This is a genomic window from Curtobacterium sp. VKM Ac-1395, from assembly GCF_015350975.1.
GTDB lineage: Bacteria > Actinomycetota > Actinomycetes > Actinomycetales > Microbacteriaceae > Curtobacterium.
Window position 1 is genome coordinate 324,161 of sequence record NZ_JADKRX010000005.1, and the last position, 20,931, is coordinate 345,091.

A 20,931-nucleotide genomic window follows, 5' to 3' on the forward strand; every position below is an offset into this window, starting at 1 on the left:
CCGGTCAGGCCGACGTTGCAGCGACGGCCGACGTTGCAGCGACGGCCGACGGACCAGCGACGGCCGGCGGAGCGGCAGCCGGCACCGCCACGGCGATGTCCAGCCCGAGGTCGAGCGCCCGCGCCGAGTGCGTCAAGGCCCCGACCGAGATGACGTCGACGCCCGTGGCCGCGATCGCCGCGACGGTCTCGAGGGACACCCCACCCGAGGCCTCGACGAGCGCCCGCCCGGCGACGATGCCGACGCCGGTGACGAGGTCCGCCGGGGTGAAGTTGTCGAGCATGATCGTGTCCACGCCCGCGGCGACGACGGGTTCGACCTGGTCGAGCCGGTCCACCTCGACCTCCAGGTGCACGGTGTGCCCGAGTCGTGCTCGTGCACCACGGATCGCGTCGCCGCTGCCGATCCCGCTCGCGAGCAGCACCGCCAGGTGGTTGTCCTTCGCGAGCACCGCGTCCGACAGCGACGTGCGGTGGTTGTGGCCGCCGCCGCACCGCACCGCGTACCGCTCGAGCGCGCGGAGCCCCGGCGTGGTCTTGCGGGTGTCGACGATCCGCGCGCTCGTGCCGGACACCGCGTCGACGTACCGCGTGGTGGCCGTCGCGATGCCGGACATCCGCTGCACCAGGTTGAGCGCGACCCGCTCGGCGCGGAGCACGGACCGCGCTGGACCGGACACGGTCGCCAGGACGTCCCCGGGCGCGAAGGGAGCGCCGTCGGCGTGGTGCAGCGACACCGTGATCGTCGGGTCGACCGCGTGCATGACCGCGACGACGACCGCGCCGCCGCTCAGCACGCCGGCCTCGCGGGCACCGAGCGTCGCGGTGGCCGTCGCGTCCGCGGGGATGAGCGTCTCGCTGGTGACGTCCCCCCAGGGCGCGTCCTCCTCGAGCGCCGTGTCGATGACGCGTCGGAGCACGTGCTGCGGGACGGTGCCGGGGTCGACGGTCGGCGTGGCGGTGCTGGTCATGCGATGGCCTCTTCGGTGACGGGAGCGGGAACGGGAGCGGGGGCGGGGGCGGCAGCGGACGTGACGGCACGCGACCACGCGAGCGAGGCGGGAGCACCGGGGTCGGTGTCGGGGTGGTCGGTCCTGGCGTGGGCGCCGCGGGACTCGGTGCGGGCCTCGGCAGCGCGCGCGACCAGCCGGGCGAGGTCGAGGAGCGCGCGGTCCTCGTGCCCGCGGACCGTCGTCGGTCCGTCGACGGTGAGCGCGGCCAGGTCGCACCGCGCGGACGCCAGCCCGGCCGCGTCCCGGAGCAGCCCGACCCGCTCGGTCATGACGGACTGCAGCACGCGCCGGACGTCCGCCGGCTCGGGGAGGCGATCGGGGCCTCCCGTCCGTCCTTGGTCACCACCCACCGGACGGGAGGCTCGCACCGGCTCCGGCAGGTCCGTCGCCCAGGTGACGGGCAGCGTCGCGTCACCACGGAGCCGGAGCCGCCCCGGTCGTGGAGCACCGAGCGCGTCCGCAGCGCGGACCGCGAAGACGAGGCCTTCGAGCAGGGAGTTGGAGGCGAGGCGGTTGGCGCCGTGGACGCCGGTGCACGCGACCTCGCCGACGGCGGACAGGCCGGGCAGGCTCGTGCGTCCCTCGGCGTCGGTGGCGACGCCGCCCATGGAGTAGTGCGCGGCGGGGGCGACCGGGACGCCCTCGCGGGTCCAGTCGAAGCCCGCGGCACGGGTGGCGCGGGTGAGGCCGGGGAAACGTCCGACGAGGAACGCTGCGTCGAGGCCGCTGGCGTCGAGGAACACCGCGCCGTGGTCACGGATGGCGGCGGCGATCCCCCGGGCGACCACGTCGCGGGGGGCGAGTTCGGCGTCCGGGTGCAGTGCCCCCATGAAGCGGTGGCCTCGGGCGTCACGGAGGACGGCGCCCTCGCCGCGGACGGCCTCGGAGACCAGGCCGCCGCCGGGGACCGCGAGCCGGGTCGGGTGGAACTGCACGTACTCCAGGTCGGCGAGGACGGCTCCGGCACGCCAGGCCGCCGCGGCTCCGTCGCCCGTCGCGACGAGCGGGTTCGTCGTCTCGCGGTACAGGTGTCCAGCTCCCCCGGAGGCGAGCACGACCGCGTCGGCGTCGATCCGTCGGGGTTCGCCGAGCAGGTCGAGCACGTCGATGCCGACGACTGCGCCGTCCCGCAGGACGAGGTCGGTCAGGCAGGTGCGCTCGAGGATCGTGACGTGTCGGCGGTGGAGCGCCGCGATGAGGGTCCGTTCGATCGCGGCGCCGGTCGCGTCCCCGGCGGCGTGGACGACGCGCCAGCGACCGTGCGCTGCCTCGCGCCCGCGGGCCAGGTCGTCGCCGTGGCGGTCGAGGCTGCCCGGGTCGTCGGTGCGGTCGAACGGCACCCCGAGGGCGCGCAGGTCCTGGACGCGGGCGGGGCCGTCGGTGCAGAGCACGTCGACCGCGCGGGCGTCCGCGCTGCCAGCCGCGGCGACATGCGTGTCGGCCGCGTGCAGGCTCGCCGAGTCGTCGGCGCCGAGCGCGACGGCGATGCCGCCCTGGGCGTGGCTCGTCGCGGCGTCGGCGAGGGACCCCTTCGTCACCAGGGTGACGTCGTGGCTGGCACTGGCGCGGATCGCGGCGGTGAGGCCGGCGATGCCGGAGCCGACGATGACGACGTGCACGGTCAGGCCCTCGGCTTCGCTGCCAGCATCCGCTCGAGCGCGACCTTGGCGTCCGCCTTGACCGCGTCCGGGACGACGATCTCGTTGAGGACCTCACCGCGCACGAGCGCCTCGAGCACCCACGCCAGGTAGCCCGGGTGGATCCGGTACATCGTCGAGCACGGGCAGACGACCGGGTCGAGGCAGAAGACCGTGTGCTGCGGGTACTCCGCCGCCAGCCGGTTGACCATGTTGATCTCGGTGCCGATCGCGAAGGTCGTCGGTTCCGTGGCCGCCGCGACGGTCTTCCGGATCAGGTCCGTGCTGCCGGCCACGTCCGCGGCGTCCACGACGGCCATCGGGCACTCCGGGTGGACGATCACCGTCACGCCCGGGTGGTCACGACGTGCCTGCTCGATCTGGTCGACGGTGAAGCGCCGGTGGACCGAGCAGAAGCCGTGCCACAGGACGACCTTGGCCGCGAGCAGGTCCGCCGCGGTGTTGCCGCCACCCGGCAGCCGGGGGTTCCACATCGGCATCAGGTCGGTGCTGATGCCCATCGCCTTCGCGGTGTTCCGGCCGAGGTGCTGGTCGGGGAAGAACAGGACGCGCTGGCCCCGCTCGAACGCCCACTCGAGCACGGTCGCCGCGTTCGAGGAGGTGCACACGATGCCGCCGTGCCGACCGCAGAACGCCTTGAGGTCGGCGGCCGAGTTCATGTACGTGACGGGGATGACCGGCACGCGGCCGTCGGCGTCGGGCTCGGTGCCGTAGACGGCCTCGAGCTCGGCCCACGCGGCCTCGACGCTGTCGATGTCGGCCATGTCCGCCATCGAGCACCCGGCGGCCAGGTTCGGCAGGATGACCCGCTGGTCGTCACGGGCCAGGATGTCGGCGGTCTCGGCCATGAAGTGGACGCCGCAGAAGACGATCGCCTCGGCGTCGGGCTTGGTGAGCGCCGCGTTGGCGAGCTGGAACGAGTCGCCGAGGAAGTCCGCGTGCCGGACCACCTCGTCGCGCTGGTAGAAGTGCCCGAGGACGACGACCCGGTCGCCGAGCGTCGCCTTCGCCCGCTCGATGCGCGCGTGCAGCTCCTCGACCGGCGCCTGCTTGTACTCCTCCGGCAGCACCCCCTGGCGCGGGGCGGTGGTCGGGATGACGTCGGACATCGACGAGCCCGGGCCGTAGCCGGGGCGGGCGTCGAAGTCCCACGTCGGCATCGCCAGGTCGGGCGTGCAGGTGCTGCCCTCGGCGCGGCCGTTGGAGATCAGTTCGATGGTGGTGGCGATGGACACGGTGGTTCCCGTCAGGTCGTGCGGGTGGTGGGGCCGGACTGCAGCGGGCCGTTGTCCGCGTAGGCCAGGTCGGGGTTCGAGCGGTACAGGCGGGCCGGACGGTGCCGGTCCCCGCTCGTGGTCTCGTCGGTGGCGATCACCGCGTCGGACTGCGCGACCTGCCGCCGGAAGTTGGCGGGGTCGAGCGTGCGACCGAGCACGGCCTCGTACACGCCCCGGAGCTCGGCGAGGGTGAAGCGGTCGCCGAGGAACGCCTGCGCGATGCGGGAGTAGGACATCTTCGTGCGGAGCCGCCACAGGGCGTACTCGGCGATGCGGTCGTGGTCGAACGCGAGCGGCGGGTGCTCGTCCGCCAGGAACCAGCGCACGTTCCAGTCGTCGGGCACCGAGCTGGCCTCGGCCGGACGGACGAGGGCCCAGTACACGATCGACACGACCCGGCTCGGGGACCGGCCGACGTCACCGAACGCGTAGAGCTGCTCCAGGTAGCGCGGCTGGACGTTCGTCGTCTCACGGAGCCGGGCGGCTGCGGAGTCCTCGAGCCCCTCGTCCGCACCGACCCACCCGCCGGGCAGTGCCCACGACCCCTCGTGCGGCTCGGCCGTGCGCCGGACCAACGGCATCCACAGCGCCGGCGCCCCGGTGTCGGGATGGGGGCGCAGCGCGACGATCACGGTGGATACCGCGAGGCGGATGCCGGTGTCGTCCATGCTTCAGGTCATCCTGACTGTAAGTGTTGGGGTTGACAGGACACTATCACCGTCCACGACACGCGGCGACACCTGGTCGAAACACTCCGACATCCATCGGAAGCACGGCGGTGACCGGCGGGAAACCCAGGCCGCCTACATTGGCGACATGACAACGGTGACCAGGGTGCACGTCGTCGTCGCGGGGACGGTCCAGGGGGTCGGTTTCCGCTGGTGGACGGCACGCAAGGCGGACGGGCTCGAACTCGCGGGGTACGCCCGGAACCTCTTCGACGGCACGGTGGAGGTCGAGGCCGAGGGGCCGTCGGCCGCCGTCGACGCCCTGGTCGAGATGCTCCGCACCGGTCCGCCGGCCGCCACCGTGACGGACGTGTCGACGCGACCGGTCGTCCCGCACGGGGACACCGAGCGGTTCGACATCCTGCGCTGAGCGGCCAGACCGAGATCGATCGGCGCGTCGCGGAATGATCGAGAACGCTCAGGTGCTGCAACGGTGGCACTGCCCATCGACTCTCGTTCGGAGCCACACATGACCGACCACGCCATCGACACCGCTCAGCGGACCGGGTCGCAGCCCGCTCCGGTGCGGTCCGCGGCCGACGACCGACTCGTGATCGGGCTGCTCCTGGTCTCGGCGTTCGTCGTGATCCTCAACGAGACGATCATGGGCGTGGCCCTGCCGCGGCTCATGGACGACCTCGACATCAGCGCCGCGACCGGGCAGTGGCTGACGACCGGCTTCCTGCTGACGATGGCCGTCGTCATCCCGATCACCGGGTTCCTGATCCAGCGCTTCAACACCCGGCCGGTGTTCGTCTGGGCGATGAGCCTGTTCTCCGCCGGCACCCTCATCGCGTTGCTCGCCCCCGGGTTCTCCGTGCTGCTCATCGGCCGCATCGTGCAGGCCAGCGGCACCGCGATCATGATGCCGCTGCTCATGACCACCGTCCTGACCCTCATCGACCCCGCGCACCGCGGCCGCGTGATGGGCAACATCTCGATCGTCATCTCGGTCGCCCCCGCCGTCGGCCCGACGATCTCCGGCCTGATCCTCAACGCGTTCTCGTGGCGGTGGCTGTTCGGGTTCGTGCTGCCGATCGCCGTCGCCGCGCTGATCCTCGGCATGGTGAAGGTCCGCAACGTCGGCACCCCGCGCAAGGCGCCGCTCGACGTGGTCTCCGTCATCCTGTCGGCGTTCGCGTTCGGCGGGATCGTCTACGGCCTGTCCAGCATCGGTGAGATCGCGACGACCGGCCCGGTCATGCCGGTCACCGCCCTGGTCGTCGGCGCCGTCGGCCTGGCGCTGTTCATCGTCCGGCAGACGCGCCTGCAGCGCACCGACAGCGCCCTGCTCGACCTGCGCACGTTCCAGACGAAGGGCTTCACCGTCCCGATCGTCGGGATGGGCCTGAGCTTCCTGGTGATGCTCGGCACGCTGATCCTGCTGCCGATCTACCTCGAGCGCGTCCTCGGGCTCGAGGTCCTGAACGTCGGACTGCTCCTGCTCTCCGGTGGCCTGCTGATGGGGCTGCTGTCCCCGATCGTCGGCCGCATCTACGACCGACGTGGTCCCCGGGTGCTCCTGATCCCCGGCGCGGTCATCATCAGCGTCGTGCTCTTCGCGCTGTCGACCGTCGGCACGGACACGGACGTGTGGTTCGTCCTCGCCGCACACGTCGTCCTGAGCATCGGCCTCGCGCTGAGCTTCACGCCGCTGTTCACCGCGGCGCTCGGCGGCCTGCCCCCGAAGCTCTACTCGCACGGCAGCGCGGTGCTCGGCACGGCGCAGCAGCTCGCCGGGGCTGCCGGCACCGCCCTGTTCATCACGCTCCTGACGATCGGCGCCGCGACGGCGACTGCGGGTTCCGGCGCGGACGGCCTGGCCGAGGCGACGTCCTCGGGCGTCCGCACCGCGTTCTTCGTCGGTGGGATCATCTCGCTGTTCACGATCCTGGCGGCCTGCTTCGTGCGGAAGCCCGTCGTCCCCGAGGGCGCCCCGACGCCCCCGATGGCGCACTAGCGCGCGGCGGCGGCTGCGGCTGCTGCGGCTGCGGCTGCGGCTGCGGCGCAGATCGGCGTCGCACCACCCGAACCGGCTCGAACCACGGACATCCGCGGATCGAGCCGGTTTCCGTTGTGCGGCGCCAGCCGACGCCGCATGCGCCTCCCCGCCGCACACCGGCAGGTGGCATCGTGGGCGCATGCACTCGATGACGAGCGAGCTCAACTGGTCCGGCACCGTCACCTACACCGCGGAGCGCGTCGTCCGTCCGACCTCCCTCGACGAGGTCGCCGGCGTCGTCGCCCGGGCACCGCGCGTCCACGGGCTCGGCACACGCCACTCGTTCAACGACGTCGCTGACACCCCCGGCGTGCTGCTCGACCTGACCGGCGTCCCCACCGACCTGGTGATCGGTGACGACGGCACCACCGTCACCCTCGGCGCCGGCACCCGCTACGGCCGGGTCGCCCCCGAGCTCGACGCCGCCGGCCTCGCCCTGCACAACATGGGGTCGCTCCCCCACATCTCCGTCGGCGGTGCGATCGCCACCGGCACGCACGGCTCCGGCACGACCCTCGGCTCGCTGTCCACCGCGGTCCGGGCACTCGAGGTCGTCGGCCCCGACGGCAGCACCCGCACGCTCCGCCGCGGCGACGCCGACTTCGCCGGCAGCGTCCTGCACCTCGGGCTGTTCGGCATCGTCACCCGGGTCACGCTCGACGTCGAACCCGCGTACCGGATGCGCCAGGACACCTACGGCCCGTTCCCCTGGCGCACGTTCCTCGACCACGCCGCCGAGATCCACGCCGCCGGCTACTCCGTCTGCGCCTACACCCGGTTCGGCGACGAGGTCAGCGAGGTCCTCGTGAAGTCCCGCGTCGACACGACCGAGGACGTCCCCGACACCCTGTTCGGCGTCCCGCGACTGCCCGGATCCCCCGGCGACGACCACCACACCGCACGCGACGGCTCCGTCGGCCCGTGGTGGGACCGCCTGCCGCACTTCCCCATCGACTCCGTCCCCTCGCACGGCTCCGAGGTGCAGAGCGAGCACTTCGTCCCGCTCCGCCACGCGGCGGCGGCGCTCGACGCCCTCCGCGGCCTGGCCGACCGCATCCAGCCGCACCTGCACGTCGCCGAGCTCCGCACGATGGCCACCGACGACCTGTGGCTCAGCCCGTCCCAGGGCGAGGACACCTTCTGCATCGCCTTCACCTGGCAGAAGCACCCCGAGGAGGTCGCCGCCCTGCTCCCCGACCTCGAGGCCCGGCTCGCTCCCCTCGGCGGCCGCCCGCACTGGGGCAAGATGAGCTCCCTCGACGGCGACGCGGTCGAGGCCCTCTACCCGCGTCTGCCGGACGTCCGCGCGCTCATCGCGCGGGCCGACCCGCACCGGACGTTCGCGTCGGCGTTCGGTGAGCGGGTCCTGCGGGCCTGATCCGAGCCTCCAGACCGGCCGGGAGGCCCGCCACCGGTCCGCCACGCGGCTCACGGCAGCGGGGTGACCACCTTCGCGTCGCCGTCCCAGTGGCGGAGGCCGCCGACGGTGAGCACCTCGGGCAGGGGCGCGTCGGCGGTGAGCACCCGGAGCGCCGCGGGCAGGTCGACGTCGCGGATGCGGCGGGCGAGGGTGACGTGCGGGGCCCAGCGGCCGGGGAGCGACGAGTCGAGGGACCCGGGAGCGGCGGTGTGGACCGCGCGGTGGAAACGGGCGAGCGGCTCGTCGACGACCACGCCGAGGCCGAGCACGTGGCGCCCGGGGCCGGCGGGGAAGAGCAGGACACCGGCCACGCGCAGGGCCTCGGGCAGGGCGGCGTCGACCTCGGTCGGGACGGGCAGCGTCTCCCCCGCGGCGAGTGTGACGTGCGGGTCGTTCGTGCCGGAGTGGCCGAGGCTCGGGAGCTCCGCGGCGACGAGGGTCTGCCACAGCGCGCGCACCGCCGCGTCCGAGGGGCCGTCGAGGACGAGTTCGATGCTGCGCACCCGTCCGAGTCTGCCCGCGTCGGCTGCGCGGGCTCCGCGTGGAGCTGCCGCGTCGGCTGCGCGGGCTCCGCGTGGAGCTGCCGCGTCGGCTGCGCGGGCTCCGCGTGGGCTGCCGTGCGCCGCGTCGGCTGCGCGTAACACGACGGAACGCAAGTCGACCGTGCTCCCGTCGGCGGCCACACTCGTGGTCAGTCCACGAGCGTGTGACCCCGCCGACCCACGAGGAGCACCCCATGACCGCACCCGCACTGCCCGCCAAGCCGAAGCGCAAGCGCCCGATCGGCTGGATCGTCGCCGCCGCGGTCGTCGTCGTCGCGATCATCGTCGCGATCGTCGTGGTCGCCGTCCGGAACGGTGGCGACGACACCGCCGGGTCCGCGTCGAGCGCAGCGCCGAAGACCGTGTCGATCGGTGTCTCGGACAAGTCCCTGCCGTACTGGAAGACGTACGTGGACCTGGCGAAGAAGGACCTGAACGTCACCGTGCAGCTCAAGAACTTCTCGGACTACTCGCTGCCGAACCCCGCGCTCAAGGACGAGCAGGTCGACCTCAACCAGTTCCAGCACATCCAGTACCTGGCGAACTACAACGTCACCTCGGACGACGACCTGCAGCCGATCGGCGCGACGGCCGTCTACCCGCTGCCGCTGTACTCGACCAAGGTCTCGGACGTCAAGGACTTCGCCGAGGGCGCGAAGATCGCGATCCCGAACGACGCCATCAACGAGGCCCGTGCGCTCCTGGTGCTGCAGTCGGCCGAGCTGCTCGAGCTCAAGGACGGCGGCAACGCGTTCTCCACGGTCGCCGACATCACCTCGCACAAGGTCGACGTCCAGCCGCTCGACGCCTCGCAGACCGCGAACGCGCTGCAGCAGGGCTCGGTCGAGGGCTCGATCGTCAACGTGAACTTCGCCACGTCCGCCGGGCTCGACACCAAGGACGCGATCTTCCAGGACGACCCGAAGAGCGCCTCGGCTGCCCCGTACGTGAACGTGTTCGCCGCGCGGAACGCCGACAAGGACAACCCGACCTACCTCGCGCTCGCGAAGCTGTTCCAGGACGACGCCGTGCAGGAGGTGTTCGCGAAGGACTACCCCGACGCGGTGCCGAGCGACGAGAGCCCCGCTGCCCTGCAGCAGGAGCTCTCGGCGGTCGAGAAGGACGCGAAGGCGGCAACGAAGTAGTGGCTGCCCTCGTCGAACTCCGCGGTGTCTCCAAGAGCTACCGCCGCGCCGACACCGGCGAGACCGTCGCCGCCGTCGAGGACGTCACCCTCGACGTCGAACAGGGTGAGGTCCTCGGCGTCATCGGGTACTCCGGCGCCGGCAAGTCCACCCTGGTCCGCCTGGTCAACGCACTCGAACTGCCCACGGCGGGCACGGTCACGGTCGCCGGCCAGGAGCTGACGGCGATCCCCGAGCGGGACCGCCGTCTGGCCCGGCGCCGGATCGGGATGATCTTCCAGCAGTTCAACCTGTTCCGCTCCCGCACCATCGCCGGCAACGTGGCGTACCCGCTCAAGGTCGCCGGTGTCGCCAAGGACGAGCGGGACCGACGCGTGGCCGAACTGCTCGACTTCGTGGGGCTGCTCGACCGCGCCCACGCCTACCCCGAGCAGCTCTCCGGCGGGCAGAAGCAGCGCGTCGGCATCGCCCGGGCGCTGGCGTCCAATCCCGAGCTGCTGCTGGCGGACGAGGCCACGAGCGCGCTCGACCCGGAGACCACCTCGGAGGTGCTCGCGCTCCTCCGCCGGGTGAACCGGGAGCTCGGCGTCACGATCATCGTCATCACGCACGAGATGGACGCCGTCCGGCAGATCGCCGACCGGGTCGCCGTCATGGAGCAGGGCCGCGTGGTCGAGGTCGGCGACGTCTACGACGTGTTCTCCACGCCGCAGACCCAGGCCGCGCAGCGCTTCGTCCGCACCGCCCTGCACGACCGGCCCTCCGCGGAGACGCTGGTGCGGCTGCGGGAACGGCACCCGGGGCGCCTCGTCACGGTGCAGATCACCGACGAGGCCGGGCTGCAGAACCGCATCGACCAGGCGTTCCGCACCGCGGGCGTCACGGCGGAGCTGGTCTACGGCGGCGTGGGCGAGATCCGGGAGCGCCGGATCGGGTCGCTCACGTACGAGCTGGCCGACGCCGGGGCCGGCGCTGGGCCGGGGTCCGGCGCGGTCGACGCCGCGGTCTCCGCACTCCGCGCCGCGGGTGTCACCACCGATGAGGAGGACGGACGATGAACAACTCCTTCCAGAGCGTGATCGACACGTTCGACGTGTTCCTGTCGTCGGTGCGCGACACCATCGTCATGTCGATCGTCTCGCTGGTGATCGCCGGGCTCATCGGCCTGGCGCTCGGCCTCGCCCTGTACGCCACCCGGCCGGGCAACCTGCTCGGCAGCCGCACCGCGTACACGGTGATCAACCTGCTCGTGAACCTGGTGCGACCCATCCCGTTCGTGATCTTCCTCGCCGCGATCGCACCACTGTCCCGCGTCGTCGTGCAGACCACGATCGGCGTGCCCGCGGTCACGTTCGCGATCTCCCTCGCGGCGTCGTTCGCCGTCGCCCGCATCGTGGAGCAGAACCTGCTGTCGGTCGACCCCGGCGTGGTCGAGGCCGCACGGGCCTCCGGCGCGCACCCGGTGTCGATCCTGCTGACCGTGCTCATCCCCGAGGGCCTCGGGCCGCTCATCCTCGGGTACACGTTCATCTTCATCGGCATCGTGGACATGACCGCGCAGGGTGCGCTCATCGGCGGCGGCGGCCTGGGCGAGTACGCGATCACCTACGGCTCGCAGCGCTACGACTGGTGGATCGTCTACGTCTCGGTGGCCGCGATCGTCGTCATCGTGCAGCTCGGCCAGTTCGTCGGCAACCGCCTGGCGCGCGCGACGCTCCGTCGCTGACGCGGGCGCAGACTGCGCCGAGATCGCACTTCGTGTCGCCTCCCCCGATCCGGAGGCGACACGGACTGCGATCTCACCCGGCGGTTTGGCGCGGTCGGGCGACGGGCGACGGGCGGGCAGTCGGGCGGTCGGGCGGTCGGGCGGTCGGGCGGTCGGGCGAGGCGGGGCCACGCCGAGCCTCCCGACCGGTCACGACACCCCGCTCACGTCCGGCGAGCGGTCGCTCGTCGTCGGCCGCGAGGCCGCCGACCGACGGGCTGCGCCCACTCGGCGCCCACCCGACGGGGTGTCGAGCCCACTCGCGCTGGTGCGGCGGGGCCGCACCGAGCCTCCCGGCTGCGGAGCGACGAGCGGCGCCCACTCGCGCTGGTGAGGTCGCAGTTCGTGCCGCCTCCCCCGCACCCCCGGCGACACGAAGTGCGATCTCACTGACGCGATCCGGACGGGAGGCTCGACGCACGCTCGTCCCGCCCCCTGCGGCCCGCCGACCGGTCACGACACCCCGCTCACGTCCGCCGAGCGGTCAGCGGACGTCGGGCGGAGCGTCGCCGAGCGACGGGCTGCGCCCGCTCGGCGACCACCCGACGGGGTGTCGCGCCCACTCGCGCCGGTGCGGCGGGGCCGCACCGAGCCTCCCGGCTGTGGAGCGACGAGCAGCGCCCACTCGCGCTGGTGAGGACGGGAGGCTCGGTGCGCGCCCGAACCGCACCCTGCGGCCCGCCGACCGGTCACGACGCCCCGCTCAGGTCCGCCGAGCGGTCAGGGGACGTCGGGCGGAGCGTCGCCGAGCGACGGGCTGCGCCCGCTCGGCGACCACCCAGCGGGGTGTCCTGACCACTCGAACCGGGCGGGCGAGAGGGGCAGGGCGGGCGGCGTGGGTCAGGCGGCGGGGTCGGCCGCGACGGCGCCCGTGGCGGACGAGCCCGCGCCGGCAGCCGCCGAGGTCTCGTAGTGCGCCCGCACCAGGATCGGCCGGTGGTCGGAGATGCCGGCGGGCAGGGTCTCCACGCCGGCGATGTGCAGTCCGACGCTCGTGGCGAAGTCGAAGTGCCCGGTGAACTTGCGGTAGCGCAGGTACGTCGGCTGGTCCGACAGCGACAGCGCGAAGCCGTGCGACTCGATCTTCCGGCGCAGGTTCGTCTGGAACCAGGGGTAGTTGAAGTCGCCGACCATGATCGCCGGGGCCTCGCTCGAGAGGTCGCGGACGAACTGGTGCGCGGCCTCGATCTGCTTGCGGCGCAGCGAGTTCGTGGCGGTGAGCGGCGAGGCGTGGAACGAGGCGACGATGACGTCGGTGTCGGCCTCGGCGTCGCGGAGGTGCATGGCGATGAGCCGCTCGTGCGCGGGTGCGAGGACCCGGTCGTGCAGGGACTTCTGCAGCGAGTGCACGCGGAAGTCCCGGAGCTCGAAGCGGTCGTCGCGCTTGTAGATGGCGAGGCCGAGGCGGTTCGCCTTGGTCGACGCAGCGAGGGTCAGGCCGCCGATCGACGGCGCCAGGTCGTTGCTGTCGCACTCCTGCACGCAGAGCACGTCGGCCTGGGACGACTCGGCGAGGGCGGCGAGCTCGCTGTTCGCCGTGTGCTCCCGCAGGTTGTAGCTGACGACGCGGATGGCGGTGGGTTGGACGTCGGTGTCCATCGGGATGGTCCCCTCGTGGTCTGGCACGGGCATGCTGCCTTCCTTCCGGAGCCGGGTCCCTGCGTCCCGCTCAGTCTGCCGGCGCAACGGTACTCGGCGTCGGCAAGCAGTTGCTGTGACTGTATCGGCTGGCGGTTTCGTCCGCGTGACGAGCGCGCGAACAGGCGCCCGCACACGCCCGCGCCCGCGCCGGCGTCCGCGTGACGAGCGCGCGGACAGGCGCCCGTCTGCACGACCGGTGCGGGAACGGTCAGGCCCGCACCCGCTGCCGACGGGCAGGACGGATGGCCTCGCCGGCGGAGCGGCTCATCAGCACGCCCTCGACCAGGGCCACGACGAGCAGCGCGGCGATGACCCAGAAGGCGACGGCGTAGGCCCCGGAGCCCTGGAGCCCGGCGCCCGCCCGGATGACCACGGCCGCGACGGCCACCCCGAACCCGGCCGCGGTCTGCTGCAGCGTCGAGGACAGCGTGTTCGCCGGGGTCATGTCGGCCTGCTCGACGTCGGCGAAGGCGATCGTGTTGTACGCGGTGAAGCCGACGGACCGCGCGGCTCCGCTCACCACGAGGAGCACGGCGAGCAGCCAGAACGGGGTGTCCGGCGTCAGGAAGGCCATCGCCACGACGGTCAGCGCGGCGACCCCGGCGGACACGATGACCACGGGCCGGTACCCGAACCAGCGCAGCAGCGGGGTGGTCGCGGGCTTGATGCCGAGGTTGCCGACGAAGACGAACAGCACGGCGCTGCCGGCCTCGAGCGCCGACCACCCCCAGGCGTCCTGGAACAGCAGCGGCAGCACGAACGGCACCGCGGAGACGGCCAGACGGAACAGGCTGCCGCCGGCGTGCGACACCCGGAAGGTCTCGAGCCGGAACGCGTCGAGCCCCATGATCGGGTGCGGCGCGCGGCGGAAGTGCCGGATGGCGAGCCACGTGCAGACCGCTCCGACGACACCGGACACGACCACGGCCACCACCGGCACGGTGTCGAGCGCCAGCAGCGAGGCCATCACCACGAGGGCGCCGAGACCGAAACACGCGAGCAGCGACCCGAGCCAGTCGAACGGCACGCGCTGGGCGGCCCGCTCCTGCGGCACGAGCACGAGCGCGGCGACGAACGCGATCGCCCCGAGCGGCAGGTTGACGAGGAAGATCCAGTGCCAGGTGAGGGTGTCGACGAGCACCCCGCCGATGAACGGCGCGATGATCGGTGCCGCCAGGGCCGGCCAGGTCAGGATCGCGATGGCCGTGACGAGCTGGTCCTTGCCGGCGCTCCGGAGCACGACGAGCCGCCCGACGGGCACCATCAGCGCGCCGCCGACGCCCTGCAGGACCCGCCAGAGCGTGAGGTCGACGAGGCCGGTGGACAGCGCGCACAGCCCCGAGGCGACGGTGAACACCGCGATCGCCGCCGCGAACACCGTCCGCGAGCCGATCCGGTCCGTCAGCCACCCGCTCACCGGGATGAGCACGGCGAGGGTCACGAGGTAGGCGGTGATCGCGATGCCGATCGCCGCCGAGTCGACCCCGAGGTCCCGCCCCATCGCCGGGGCCGCGGTGGCGAGGATCGTGCCGTCGAGGAGCTCCATGAAGAACGTCCCGGCGACGAGCACCGCCACCGCCGTGCTGCCCGTGCGTCGTCTGGCCGATGTCGTCGTCGTCATGTCCCAGGAATGCTATGCCTGGGTCCGCCACGGTGACGCCAGGCGCCGCCAGGCGCCGCCAGCGCCGCCAGGCGCTGCCCCTGGCGCTGCCCCTGGCGCGAGGTTCTGCAGCGTGGAACGCTGGGCCGGACGACGTTGTCCGGCGCCCCGTGCCTGCACGAACGTGGACCCCGTCGACCGACCGGACGCGACAGGAGGATCGATGCCGACCACCCCCGCCACCGTGACCACGAAGGGCGCACCGGAACCGGGCAGCAGCACCACGCACCGGCACGTCCTCGACGACGCGCATCTGCCCGTGATGACGCTCCGCGAGACCGCCCTGGCGTCGAACACGGCCGTCATGCAGGCCTGGGTCGAGCGCCACGACATGCTCTTCGCGCCGCACATGAAGACGCACATGGCCCCGGCCCTCGCCCACCGCCAGGTCGACGCCGGCGCGTGGGGCGTCACGGTCGCCTCGGTGCAGCAGGCCATGGTCGCGTGGGAGCACGGGCTGCGCCACCTCCTCGTCGCGAACGAGGTGCTCGACCCCGCCGGACTCCGCTGGCTCGCCTCCCGCCGGGCCGTTGACCCGGCATCGGACGTCCTCTGCTGGGTCGACTCGTCCGCCGGTGTCCGTGCCGCGGCCGACGCCGCCCGGGCCGTCGACGGAGCGGCGCAGGTCGTCGTCGAGGTCGGCTTCGTGGGCGGCCGCACCGGGGTCCGTTCCCCCGAGGCGGCGATCGAGGTCGCCGAGGCAGCAGCCGGAGCAGGGCCCGGCGTCGTCCTCCGCGGCGTCGCCGGCTACGAGGGCGGCCTGCCCGACGTCGACGCCGCACGCGCCTACGTCTCGGGCGTCCTCGCCGTCGCGGCCGCCGTCCGCCACCTGGTCCCCGGCGAGCGCGCGCTGCTGAGCATGGGCGGCAGCGCATGGTTCGACGCCGTGCGCGACGCAGTCGCAGACCGACCGGCCGACCTCGACGTCGTGCTCCGCTCCGGCGCGTCCCTGACCCACGACGACGGCTTCTACGCCGCCCGCACACCCTTCGGCCGGCACCCCGCCGAGGGCTCGTTGCGCCCCGCGATCGAGGTCTGGGGCCGGGTCACCTCGTGCCCGGAACCCGGCCTGGCACTCGTCGCGGTCGGCAAGCGCGACATCTCGTTCGACGAGGGCCTGCCCGTCGTGCGGCAGATCCGGCCAGGAGGCTCGGAGCGGCTCCCCGGGACCGCGCCGGCTCCCGGGGCGGTCACCGTCACCCGCCTCGACGACCAGCACTGCTACCTCGCGCTGGCACCGGAGGTCGTGGTGACGCCCGGCGACGTCGTCGTGTTCGGGATCTCGCACCCATGCACGGTGTTCGACAAGTGGCGGGCCGTCCAGGTGGTCGACGACGACGACACCGTGCTCGAGACGATCACGACGTGGTTCTGATGCGCGCCGTGGAGCCGAACGCCGCCGATGCCGAGGCCCCCGTCCGGAACGCCGCGCTCTCGCTGCGCCGGGGCCTGCGCATCCTCGACCTCGTCGCGGACCGGACCCGGAACGGTGCGCCGTCGGTCAGCCTCACCACGCTGAGCGGGGAGCTCGGCACGTCGAAGTCCACCGTCCTGCGGCTGACGGCCCCGATGCTCGAGAACGACCTGCTCCGGCGGACCGCGGACGCGGGCTTCACGCTCGGGCTCGGGTCGCTGCTCCTCGGGCAGAGCTACCTCGAGGGCATCGACCTGCGTGCGGCCGCGGCCCCGTTCCTCCGGCGCACCGCCGAGCAGACCGGGCTGACGTGCCACCTCGTCGTGCCGGACGGCACCGACATCGTCTACGTCGACAAGGTCGAGACCCGCGGGACCGTCCGGATGGGCTCCCGGATCGGGAACCGCCTGCCGATGCGCAACACGGCATCGGGCAAGGCGATGGTGGCGTTCGGCGACCCGGACCTGCTCGGCCGGGTCCTCGCGACGCCCGCCACCGCGGTGACCGAGCACTCGATCACCGACGACGACCGCTGGCGCCAGGAGATCGGACGGACGCGGGACCGCGGCTACGGCATCGACGACCGGGAGAACGAGCCGGACATCCGGTGCGTCGCGGCACCGGTGCTCGACCACGCGAACCAGGTGGTCGGTGCCATGAGCATCTCGGGCCTGGCCTCCGGGTTCCGCGCCTCGGCCGTCCGCGAGCTCGGCGACGGCGTGGTCCGCACCGCGCTGGAGATCTCGGTCGCGCTCGGGTCGTCCTCCGCCCAGCTCGCACTCGCCAGGAGCCCACGGTGACCGGGGCGACCGGGGCGACCGGGGTGCTGACCTTCGGCGAGACGATGCTGCTGCTCGGCGGCCACGGCGCCCTGGTCGAGCTCGACACGATGCGCGTCGACACCGGCGGCGCCGAGAGCAACGTCGCGATCGGCCTGGCGCATGCCGGTGTCCCCGTGACGTGGGTCGGTCGGGTCGGGGTGGACCCCGCCGGGGACCGTGTGCTGGCGGACGTGGCGGCCCAGGGCGTCGAGGTCGTCGGCGTGCGGGACCCGGAGCGGTCGACCGGCATCATGATGAAGGAGCGGCTGCCGGACGGCCGCACGCGGGTGACCTACCACCGCCGGGGCTCGGCGGCGTCGGCGTTCGCGCCCGGCGACCTGCCGTCCGGACTCGTCGAACGGGCCGCGCTGCTCCACCTCACCGGCATCACCCTCGCGCTCTCCGACACCGCCCGCGAGACCGTGCACGCGGCGGTCGTGCGTGCCACCGACGCCGGTGTCCCCGTGTCGTTCGACGTCAACCACCGACCGAAGCTCGTCGACGACGTGACCGGGCGGGGGTGGTACCGCGCCGTCGCTGCCCGGGCCGCGGTCGTCTTCGCCGGTGACGACGAGGCCCGGCTCGTCCTCGGGCGGGACGAACGCCCCGGGGACGACGAGGCCCTGGCGCACGAGCTCGCCGCGCTCGCGAACGGCACCGCCGTCGTGAAGCTCGGCTCGCGCGGCGCGGTGGCGTCCGTCGCGGGCACGATCCACCGTCGCGCGGCCAGCCCGGTCGCCGTGGTGGACCCGGTCGGCGCCGGGGACGCCTTCGTCGCCGCGTGGCTCGCCGCCGACCTCGCGGGGCGCTCCCCGGCCGAGGCCCTCGACGCGGCTGCCGACGCCGGAGCCCTCGCCTGCACGGTGCACGGCGACTGGCGACGACCGGACCCCGGCGCGCTCGGGCTCGTCGCCCCCGGAGACGTCGACCACGCCGTCCACGCCGTCCACGCCGTCCACGACCGCGTCGACCGCTGACCGACCCCCCGCCCACCCACGAGCACGAGGACGCGCACGATGACCGACCCCGCACCCAGCACCACGACCGCCGGCGCCCGCGGGCGCCACCGGCACCAGGCGGGACCCGCGATCGCGATCCTGCGCGGCGGGACCGGCGAGCACGTCGAGGACGTCGTCCGCACCCTGGTCGAGGCCGGTGTCCTGGCGATCGAGATCACGACGAACACCCCGCGCTGGCGCGAGGGCATCGCCTGGGCCGTCGACCGGTACGGCAGCGAGGCGTCGGTCGGTGTCGGGACGGTCATGGACACCCGCCAGCTCGACGACGCAGCCGCGGCGGGTGCGGTGTTCGCCGTGAGTCCGCACACCGACCCGGTCATCGGCGAGCGCGCCCACGAGCGCGGCCTCGGTTGGTACCCGGGCGCTGCGACGCCGACGGAGATCGTGCGTGCCTGGCAGCTCGGTGCCCGGGCGGTCAAGGTGTTCCCGGCCGCACAGCTCGGTGGTCCGGCGTTCCTGCGGCAGGTCCTCGCCCCGCTCGACTTCGTGGACGTCATCCCGACCGGTGGCATCGGGCTGGACGACGCGGCCGACTACCTCGCCGCCGGGGCCGTCGCCGTCGGGCTGGGGTCGCCGCTCGTCGGGGACGCCCTGCACACCGGTGACCTCGACGCGCTCCGGGTCCGAGCCGGGCAGCTCCTGCGTGGACTGCCCCGATGACGACGGTCCTGCTCCGCGGCGGCTCCGTGGTCGACGACGACGGGGTGCGGCTCGCCGACGTCCTGGTCGAGGACGACCGCATCACCCGCATCGCACCCGCTGTCCCTGAGCCATCCGGTGCCGTCGTCGTCGAGTGCGGCGAGCGCCTCGTGCTGCCCGGGTTCGTCGACGCGCACTCGCATGCCGGTGCCCTCGTGTTCGAGCCCGAGGTACAGCTCGCGCTCCTCCGGCAGGGCGTCACGACGATCGTCACCGGGCAGGACGGCGTCGGTCCCGCCCCGGGCGACGGGGTCTGGGCCCGGACCTCCTTCGGCGCGATCGACGGCGAGCACCAGCACCACGACGGCGGTGGCGTCGGGGACCTGCTCGCGACGTACGACGGCACGACCCCGCTCAACGTGGCGACGCTCGTGCCCGCCGGCACGGTCCGGCACCTGGTGCGCGGGGACGGTCCGGGCGCCGCGGCCCCGGACGAGCTCCGCGCGATGCGCACCCTCGTCCGCAACGGCCTCGACGAGGGCGCGGTCGGGCTGTCCACCGGGCTCGACTACGTGCCGGGGCTGTACGCGGACACGGCGGAGCTGACGGCGCTGTGCGTCGAGGTGGCCGACGCCGACGGGCTGTACGTGTCGCACATGCGCGGCGGGTACGAGGCGAACGCCCGGGTCGGCCTCGAGGAGATCGCGTCGGTCGTCCGCGCCACCGGGGTCCGTGCGCACGTGTCGCACCTGCACGCGCCCGTCGACCTGGTGCTCGGGGTCCTCGACGACCTGGAGCGGTCGGGCGCGCCGATGTCCTTCGACGCGTACCCGTACTCCCGCGGGTGCACGATCCTGTCGATGTTGCTGCTGCCGGCCGAGCTGGCGCGACCGGGCACGAGCGACCTGGCGGCGGCGACAGGGGACCCCGCCGGGCGTGCCCGTGTCCGCGCGGCCGTGCTCGACCGGGTGCTCGGACGTGCTGACCTCGGTGCCGGGTGGGCCGACCAGGTGACGCTGTCGCACGTGCCCGCGTCGGCGTTCCACGCGCTGCAGGGCCGGACGCTCACCGAGGCGGCCGCCGTGACGGGCACGGACCCCGTGGACCTCGCCCTCGACGTGCTGGTGGCGTCGTCGTCGCAGGTGACCGTCGTGATGCGGGTCCCCGCGCCGAGGAGCGCCGACGACCTCGCGCCGTTGTTCCGCCGACCGGGACACACCGCCGGGTCCGACGGCATCTTCGTCGGCACGCACCCGCATCCCCGGGCGTACGGCACCTTCGCGCGGTACCTCGAGGAGTACGCGGTGCCCGGGCGGCTCAGCTGGGCCGAGGCGGCACGCCACCTCGCGACGACCGCCGCGGAACGTCACCGCCTGGGCGACCGCGGCACGGTCGCGGTCGGGGCGGTCGCGGACCTCGTCGTCGTGGACCCGGCCCGGGTGGCAGCCCGTTCGACCTACGCGCTCCCGATGCTCCTGGCCGAGGGCATCGACGACGTCCTGGTCGCCGGCGTCCCGGTGCTCCGCGACGGCGCCCTGACGCACGCGACCCCCGGCCAGGGACTCCGCAGAGCCGGCTGACCGGGGGTCGATGCGTGTGACGGCGTCAGGACGCGCTGGGCAGCACCGCCACGACGTCGATCTCCACGAGGATGCCGGCGAGGTGCGACTGCACCGTGGTGCGCACGGGGTACGGCGCCGTGAAGTGCTTGGCGTACTCCTCGTTGAAGGCCGGGAAGTCGCGGTCGGAGTGCTCGAGGTGCACGGTCGACTTCACGACGTCGTCGAGGGTGGCTCCGTGCTCGGCGAGGACGGCCGCCACGTTCGCGAGCACCTGCGCGGTCTGCCCGGCGACGTCCTCGGCCATCGCCCCGGTGGCCGGGTCCTGCGGGCCGAACCCGGCGGTGTACAGGAAGCCGTTGGCGACGATGCCCTGGCTGTAGGGGCCGGCAGGCTTCGGGGCGTTGTCGGTCACGATGGCGGTCTTCGGCACGGTGGGTCCTCCTGGATTCGAACGGACGGGGTCGAACGGACGGGGTCGAACGAACGGGGTCGAACGAACGGGGTCGAACGAACGGGGTCGAACGGACGGCGCCTCCAGGCTAGGGCCGCCACCGCTGCCGCGGCCGGCCACGGGACACGCGCTTTCCGGCCTGCACAACGCGTCGGCGAGCCTCCCGTCCGGTCCC

General features: G+C 73.5%; 19 protein-coding genes. 11 read left to right on the forward strand and 8 right to left on the reverse strand.

What is annotated here, in order from left to right; all coding sequences use genetic code 11:
• Window positions 1-4 precede the first annotated feature (4 nt).
• From nadC to ITJ68_RS15085, 4 genes are read right to left on the reverse strand one after another with little or no spacing between them, the layout of a single operon-like run.
• Complete coding sequence (nadC, locus tag ITJ68_RS15070) at window positions 5-970, reverse strand: carboxylating nicotinate-nucleotide diphosphorylase (protein ID WP_194662329.1); 966 nt, start codon at window positions 968-970, stop codon at window positions 5-7.
• Window positions 967-2,631 carry an L-aspartate oxidase gene (locus tag ITJ68_RS15075; protein WP_194662331.1) on the reverse strand — a complete coding sequence of 555 codons (1,665 nt, stop codon included), beginning with the start codon at window positions 2,629-2,631 and terminating at the stop codon, window positions 967-969. Before ITJ68_RS15075 ends, nadC begins: the two co-directional genes overlap by 4 nt.
• Before the next feature lie 2 nt (window positions 2,632-2,633).
• Window positions 2,634-3,905, reverse strand: coding sequence for a quinolinate synthase NadA (gene nadA, locus ITJ68_RS15080; protein ID WP_194662333.1), 1,272 nt, complete (start codon window positions 3,903-3,905; stop codon window positions 2,634-2,636).
• An 11-nt stretch (window positions 3,906-3,916) separates the two neighbouring features.
• Entirely contained in the window at window positions 3,917-4,615 is a 699-nt protein-coding gene (locus tag ITJ68_RS15085) for an NUDIX hydrolase (RefSeq protein WP_194662335.1), read from the reverse strand.
• 148 nt (window positions 4,616-4,763) lie between these two features.
• On the opposite strand from ITJ68_RS15085, the gene ITJ68_RS15090 reads away from it, so the two are divergent.
• From ITJ68_RS15090 to ITJ68_RS15100, 3 genes are all read left to right on the forward strand, one after another.
• The gene (locus tag ITJ68_RS15090; protein ID WP_194662337.1) at window positions 4,764-5,045 is read left to right on the forward strand and encodes an acylphosphatase; all 282 of its coding nucleotides are present in this window, start codon (window positions 4,764-4,766) and stop codon (window positions 5,043-5,045) included.
• 99 nt (window positions 5,046-5,144) lie between these two features.
• Window positions 5,145-6,635: an MDR family MFS transporter gene (locus ITJ68_RS15095; RefSeq protein ID WP_194662339.1), complete on the forward strand. Its 1,491-nt coding sequence runs from the start codon at window positions 5,145-5,147 to the stop codon at window positions 6,633-6,635.
• Between the two features lie 181 nt (window positions 6,636-6,816).
• Window positions 6,817-8,055 carry an FAD-binding protein gene (locus tag ITJ68_RS15100; protein WP_194662341.1) on the forward strand — a complete coding sequence of 413 codons (1,239 nt, stop codon included), beginning with the start codon at window positions 6,817-6,819 and terminating at the stop codon, window positions 8,053-8,055.
• Between the two features lie 50 nt (window positions 8,056-8,105).
• Here ITJ68_RS15100 and ITJ68_RS15105 read toward each other — a convergent pair whose 3' ends face one another.
• The gene (locus tag ITJ68_RS15105) at window positions 8,106-8,600 is read right to left on the reverse strand and encodes a 2'-5' RNA ligase family protein (RefSeq protein ID WP_194662343.1); all 495 of its coding nucleotides are present in this window, start codon (window positions 8,598-8,600) and stop codon (window positions 8,106-8,108) included.
• A gap of 233 nt (window positions 8,601-8,833) precedes the next feature.
• Here ITJ68_RS15105 and ITJ68_RS15110 point away from each other — a divergent pair, with 233 nt between their 5' ends.
• The 3 genes from ITJ68_RS15110 to ITJ68_RS15120 are packed head-to-tail and all read left to right on the forward strand — an operon-like array spanning window position 8,834 to window position 11,510.
• Window positions 8,834-9,784 (forward strand): MetQ/NlpA family ABC transporter substrate-binding protein, encoded by a 951-nt coding sequence (locus ITJ68_RS15110; protein ID WP_194662345.1) that lies wholly within the window; start codon window positions 8,834-8,836, stop codon window positions 9,782-9,784.
• Entirely contained in the window at window positions 9,784-10,842 is a 1,059-nt protein-coding gene (locus tag ITJ68_RS15115; protein ID WP_194662347.1) for a methionine ABC transporter ATP-binding protein, read from the forward strand. Before ITJ68_RS15110 ends, ITJ68_RS15115 begins: the two co-directional genes overlap by 1 nt.
• The gene (locus tag ITJ68_RS15120; RefSeq protein WP_194662349.1) at window positions 10,839-11,510 is read left to right on the forward strand and encodes a methionine ABC transporter permease; all 672 of its coding nucleotides are present in this window, start codon (window positions 10,839-10,841) and stop codon (window positions 11,508-11,510) included. Before ITJ68_RS15115 ends, ITJ68_RS15120 begins: the two co-directional genes overlap by 4 nt.
• Before the next feature lie 879 nt (window positions 11,511-12,389).
• Here the strand turns inward: ITJ68_RS15120 and ITJ68_RS15125 are convergent.
• Both ITJ68_RS15125 and ITJ68_RS15130 read right to left on the reverse strand, forming a co-directional pair.
• A complete protein-coding gene (locus tag ITJ68_RS15125) occupies window positions 12,390-13,181 on the reverse strand; it encodes an endonuclease/exonuclease/phosphatase family protein (RefSeq protein ID WP_228505645.1) in 792 nt (263 codons plus the stop codon).
• A gap of 217 nt (window positions 13,182-13,398) precedes the next feature.
• Window positions 13,399-14,811 (reverse strand): MFS transporter, encoded by a 1,413-nt coding sequence (locus ITJ68_RS15130; protein ID WP_194662351.1) that lies wholly within the window; start codon window positions 14,809-14,811, stop codon window positions 13,399-13,401.
• Between the two features lie 202 nt (window positions 14,812-15,013).
• On the opposite strand from ITJ68_RS15130, the gene ITJ68_RS15135 reads away from it, so the two are divergent.
• The 5 genes from ITJ68_RS15135 to ITJ68_RS15155 are packed head-to-tail and all read left to right on the forward strand — an operon-like array spanning window position 15,014 to window position 20,323.
• Window positions 15,014-16,225 (forward strand): alanine racemase, encoded by a 1,212-nt coding sequence (locus tag ITJ68_RS15135; RefSeq protein WP_194662353.1) that lies wholly within the window; start codon window positions 15,014-15,016, stop codon window positions 16,223-16,225.
• The gene (locus ITJ68_RS15140; RefSeq protein ID WP_228505795.1) at window positions 16,225-17,064 is read left to right on the forward strand and encodes an IclR family transcriptional regulator; all 840 of its coding nucleotides are present in this window, start codon (window positions 16,225-16,227) and stop codon (window positions 17,062-17,064) included. Before ITJ68_RS15135 ends, ITJ68_RS15140 begins: the two co-directional genes overlap by 1 nt.
• Window positions 17,061-18,062, forward strand: coding sequence for a sugar kinase (locus ITJ68_RS15145; protein WP_194662357.1), 1,002 nt, complete (start codon window positions 17,061-17,063; stop codon window positions 18,060-18,062). Before ITJ68_RS15140 ends, ITJ68_RS15145 begins: the two co-directional genes overlap by 4 nt.
• 39 nt (window positions 18,063-18,101) lie before the next feature.
• Entirely contained in the window at window positions 18,102-18,764 is a 663-nt protein-coding gene (locus ITJ68_RS15150; protein ID WP_194662359.1) for a bifunctional 4-hydroxy-2-oxoglutarate aldolase/2-dehydro-3-deoxy-phosphogluconate aldolase, read from the forward strand.
• Window positions 18,761-20,323, forward strand: a complete 1,563-nt coding sequence (locus ITJ68_RS15155; RefSeq protein ID WP_194662361.1) for an N-acyl-D-amino-acid deacylase family protein — start codon at window positions 18,761-18,763, stop codon at window positions 20,321-20,323. Before ITJ68_RS15150 ends, ITJ68_RS15155 begins: the two co-directional genes overlap by 4 nt.
• 25 nt (window positions 20,324-20,348) lie before the next feature.
• On the opposite strand, the gene ITJ68_RS15160 is transcribed toward ITJ68_RS15155, so the two are convergent.
• Entirely contained in the window at window positions 20,349-20,735 is a 387-nt protein-coding gene (locus ITJ68_RS15160; protein WP_194662363.1) for a RidA family protein, read from the reverse strand.
• Between the last annotated feature and the right edge of the window lie 196 nt (window positions 20,736-20,931).

What these genes read in the sequence shown, in the direction of transcription:
- ITJ68_RS15090 (WP_194662337.1), top strand. Translation starts at nt 4,764, where the DNA reads ATGACAACGGTGACCAGGGTGCACGTCGTCGTCGCGGGGACGGTCCAG.
- ITJ68_RS15135 (WP_194662353.1), top strand. Translation starts at nt 15,014, where the DNA reads ATGCCGACCACCCCCGCCACCGTGACCACGAAGGGCGCACCGGAACCG.
- ITJ68_RS15085 (WP_194662335.1), bottom strand. Translation starts at nt 4,615, where the DNA reads ATGGACGACACCGGCATCCGCCTCGCGGTATCCACCGTGATCGTCGCG.
- ITJ68_RS15095 (WP_194662339.1), top strand. Translation starts at nt 5,145, where the DNA reads ATGACCGACCACGCCATCGACACCGCTCAGCGGACCGGGTCGCAGCCC.
- ITJ68_RS15120 (WP_194662349.1), top strand. Translation starts at nt 10,839, where the DNA reads ATGAACAACTCCTTCCAGAGCGTGATCGACACGTTCGACGTGTTCCTG.
- nadC (WP_194662329.1), bottom strand. Translation starts at nt 970, where the DNA reads ATGACCAGCACCGCCACGCCGACCGTCGACCCCGGCACCGTCCCGCAG.
- ITJ68_RS15130 (WP_194662351.1), bottom strand. Translation starts at nt 14,811, where the DNA reads ATGACGACGACGACATCGGCCAGACGACGCACGGGCAGCACGGCGGTG.
- ITJ68_RS15110 (WP_194662345.1), top strand. Translation starts at nt 8,834, where the DNA reads ATGACCGCACCCGCACTGCCCGCCAAGCCGAAGCGCAAGCGCCCGATC.
- ITJ68_RS15140 (WP_228505795.1), top strand. Translation starts at nt 16,225, where the DNA reads ATGCGCGCCGTGGAGCCGAACGCCGCCGATGCCGAGGCCCCCGTCCGG.
- ITJ68_RS15125 (WP_228505645.1), bottom strand. Translation starts at nt 13,181, where the DNA reads ATGCCCGTGCCAGACCACGAGGGGACCATCCCGATGGACACCGACGTC.
- ITJ68_RS15150 (WP_194662359.1), top strand. Translation starts at nt 18,102, where the DNA reads ATGACCGACCCCGCACCCAGCACCACGACCGCCGGCGCCCGCGGGCGC.
- ITJ68_RS15100 (WP_194662341.1), top strand. Translation starts at nt 6,817, where the DNA reads ATGCACTCGATGACGAGCGAGCTCAACTGGTCCGGCACCGTCACCTAC.
- ITJ68_RS15155 (WP_194662361.1), top strand. Translation starts at nt 18,761, where the DNA reads ATGACGACGGTCCTGCTCCGCGGCGGCTCCGTGGTCGACGACGACGGG.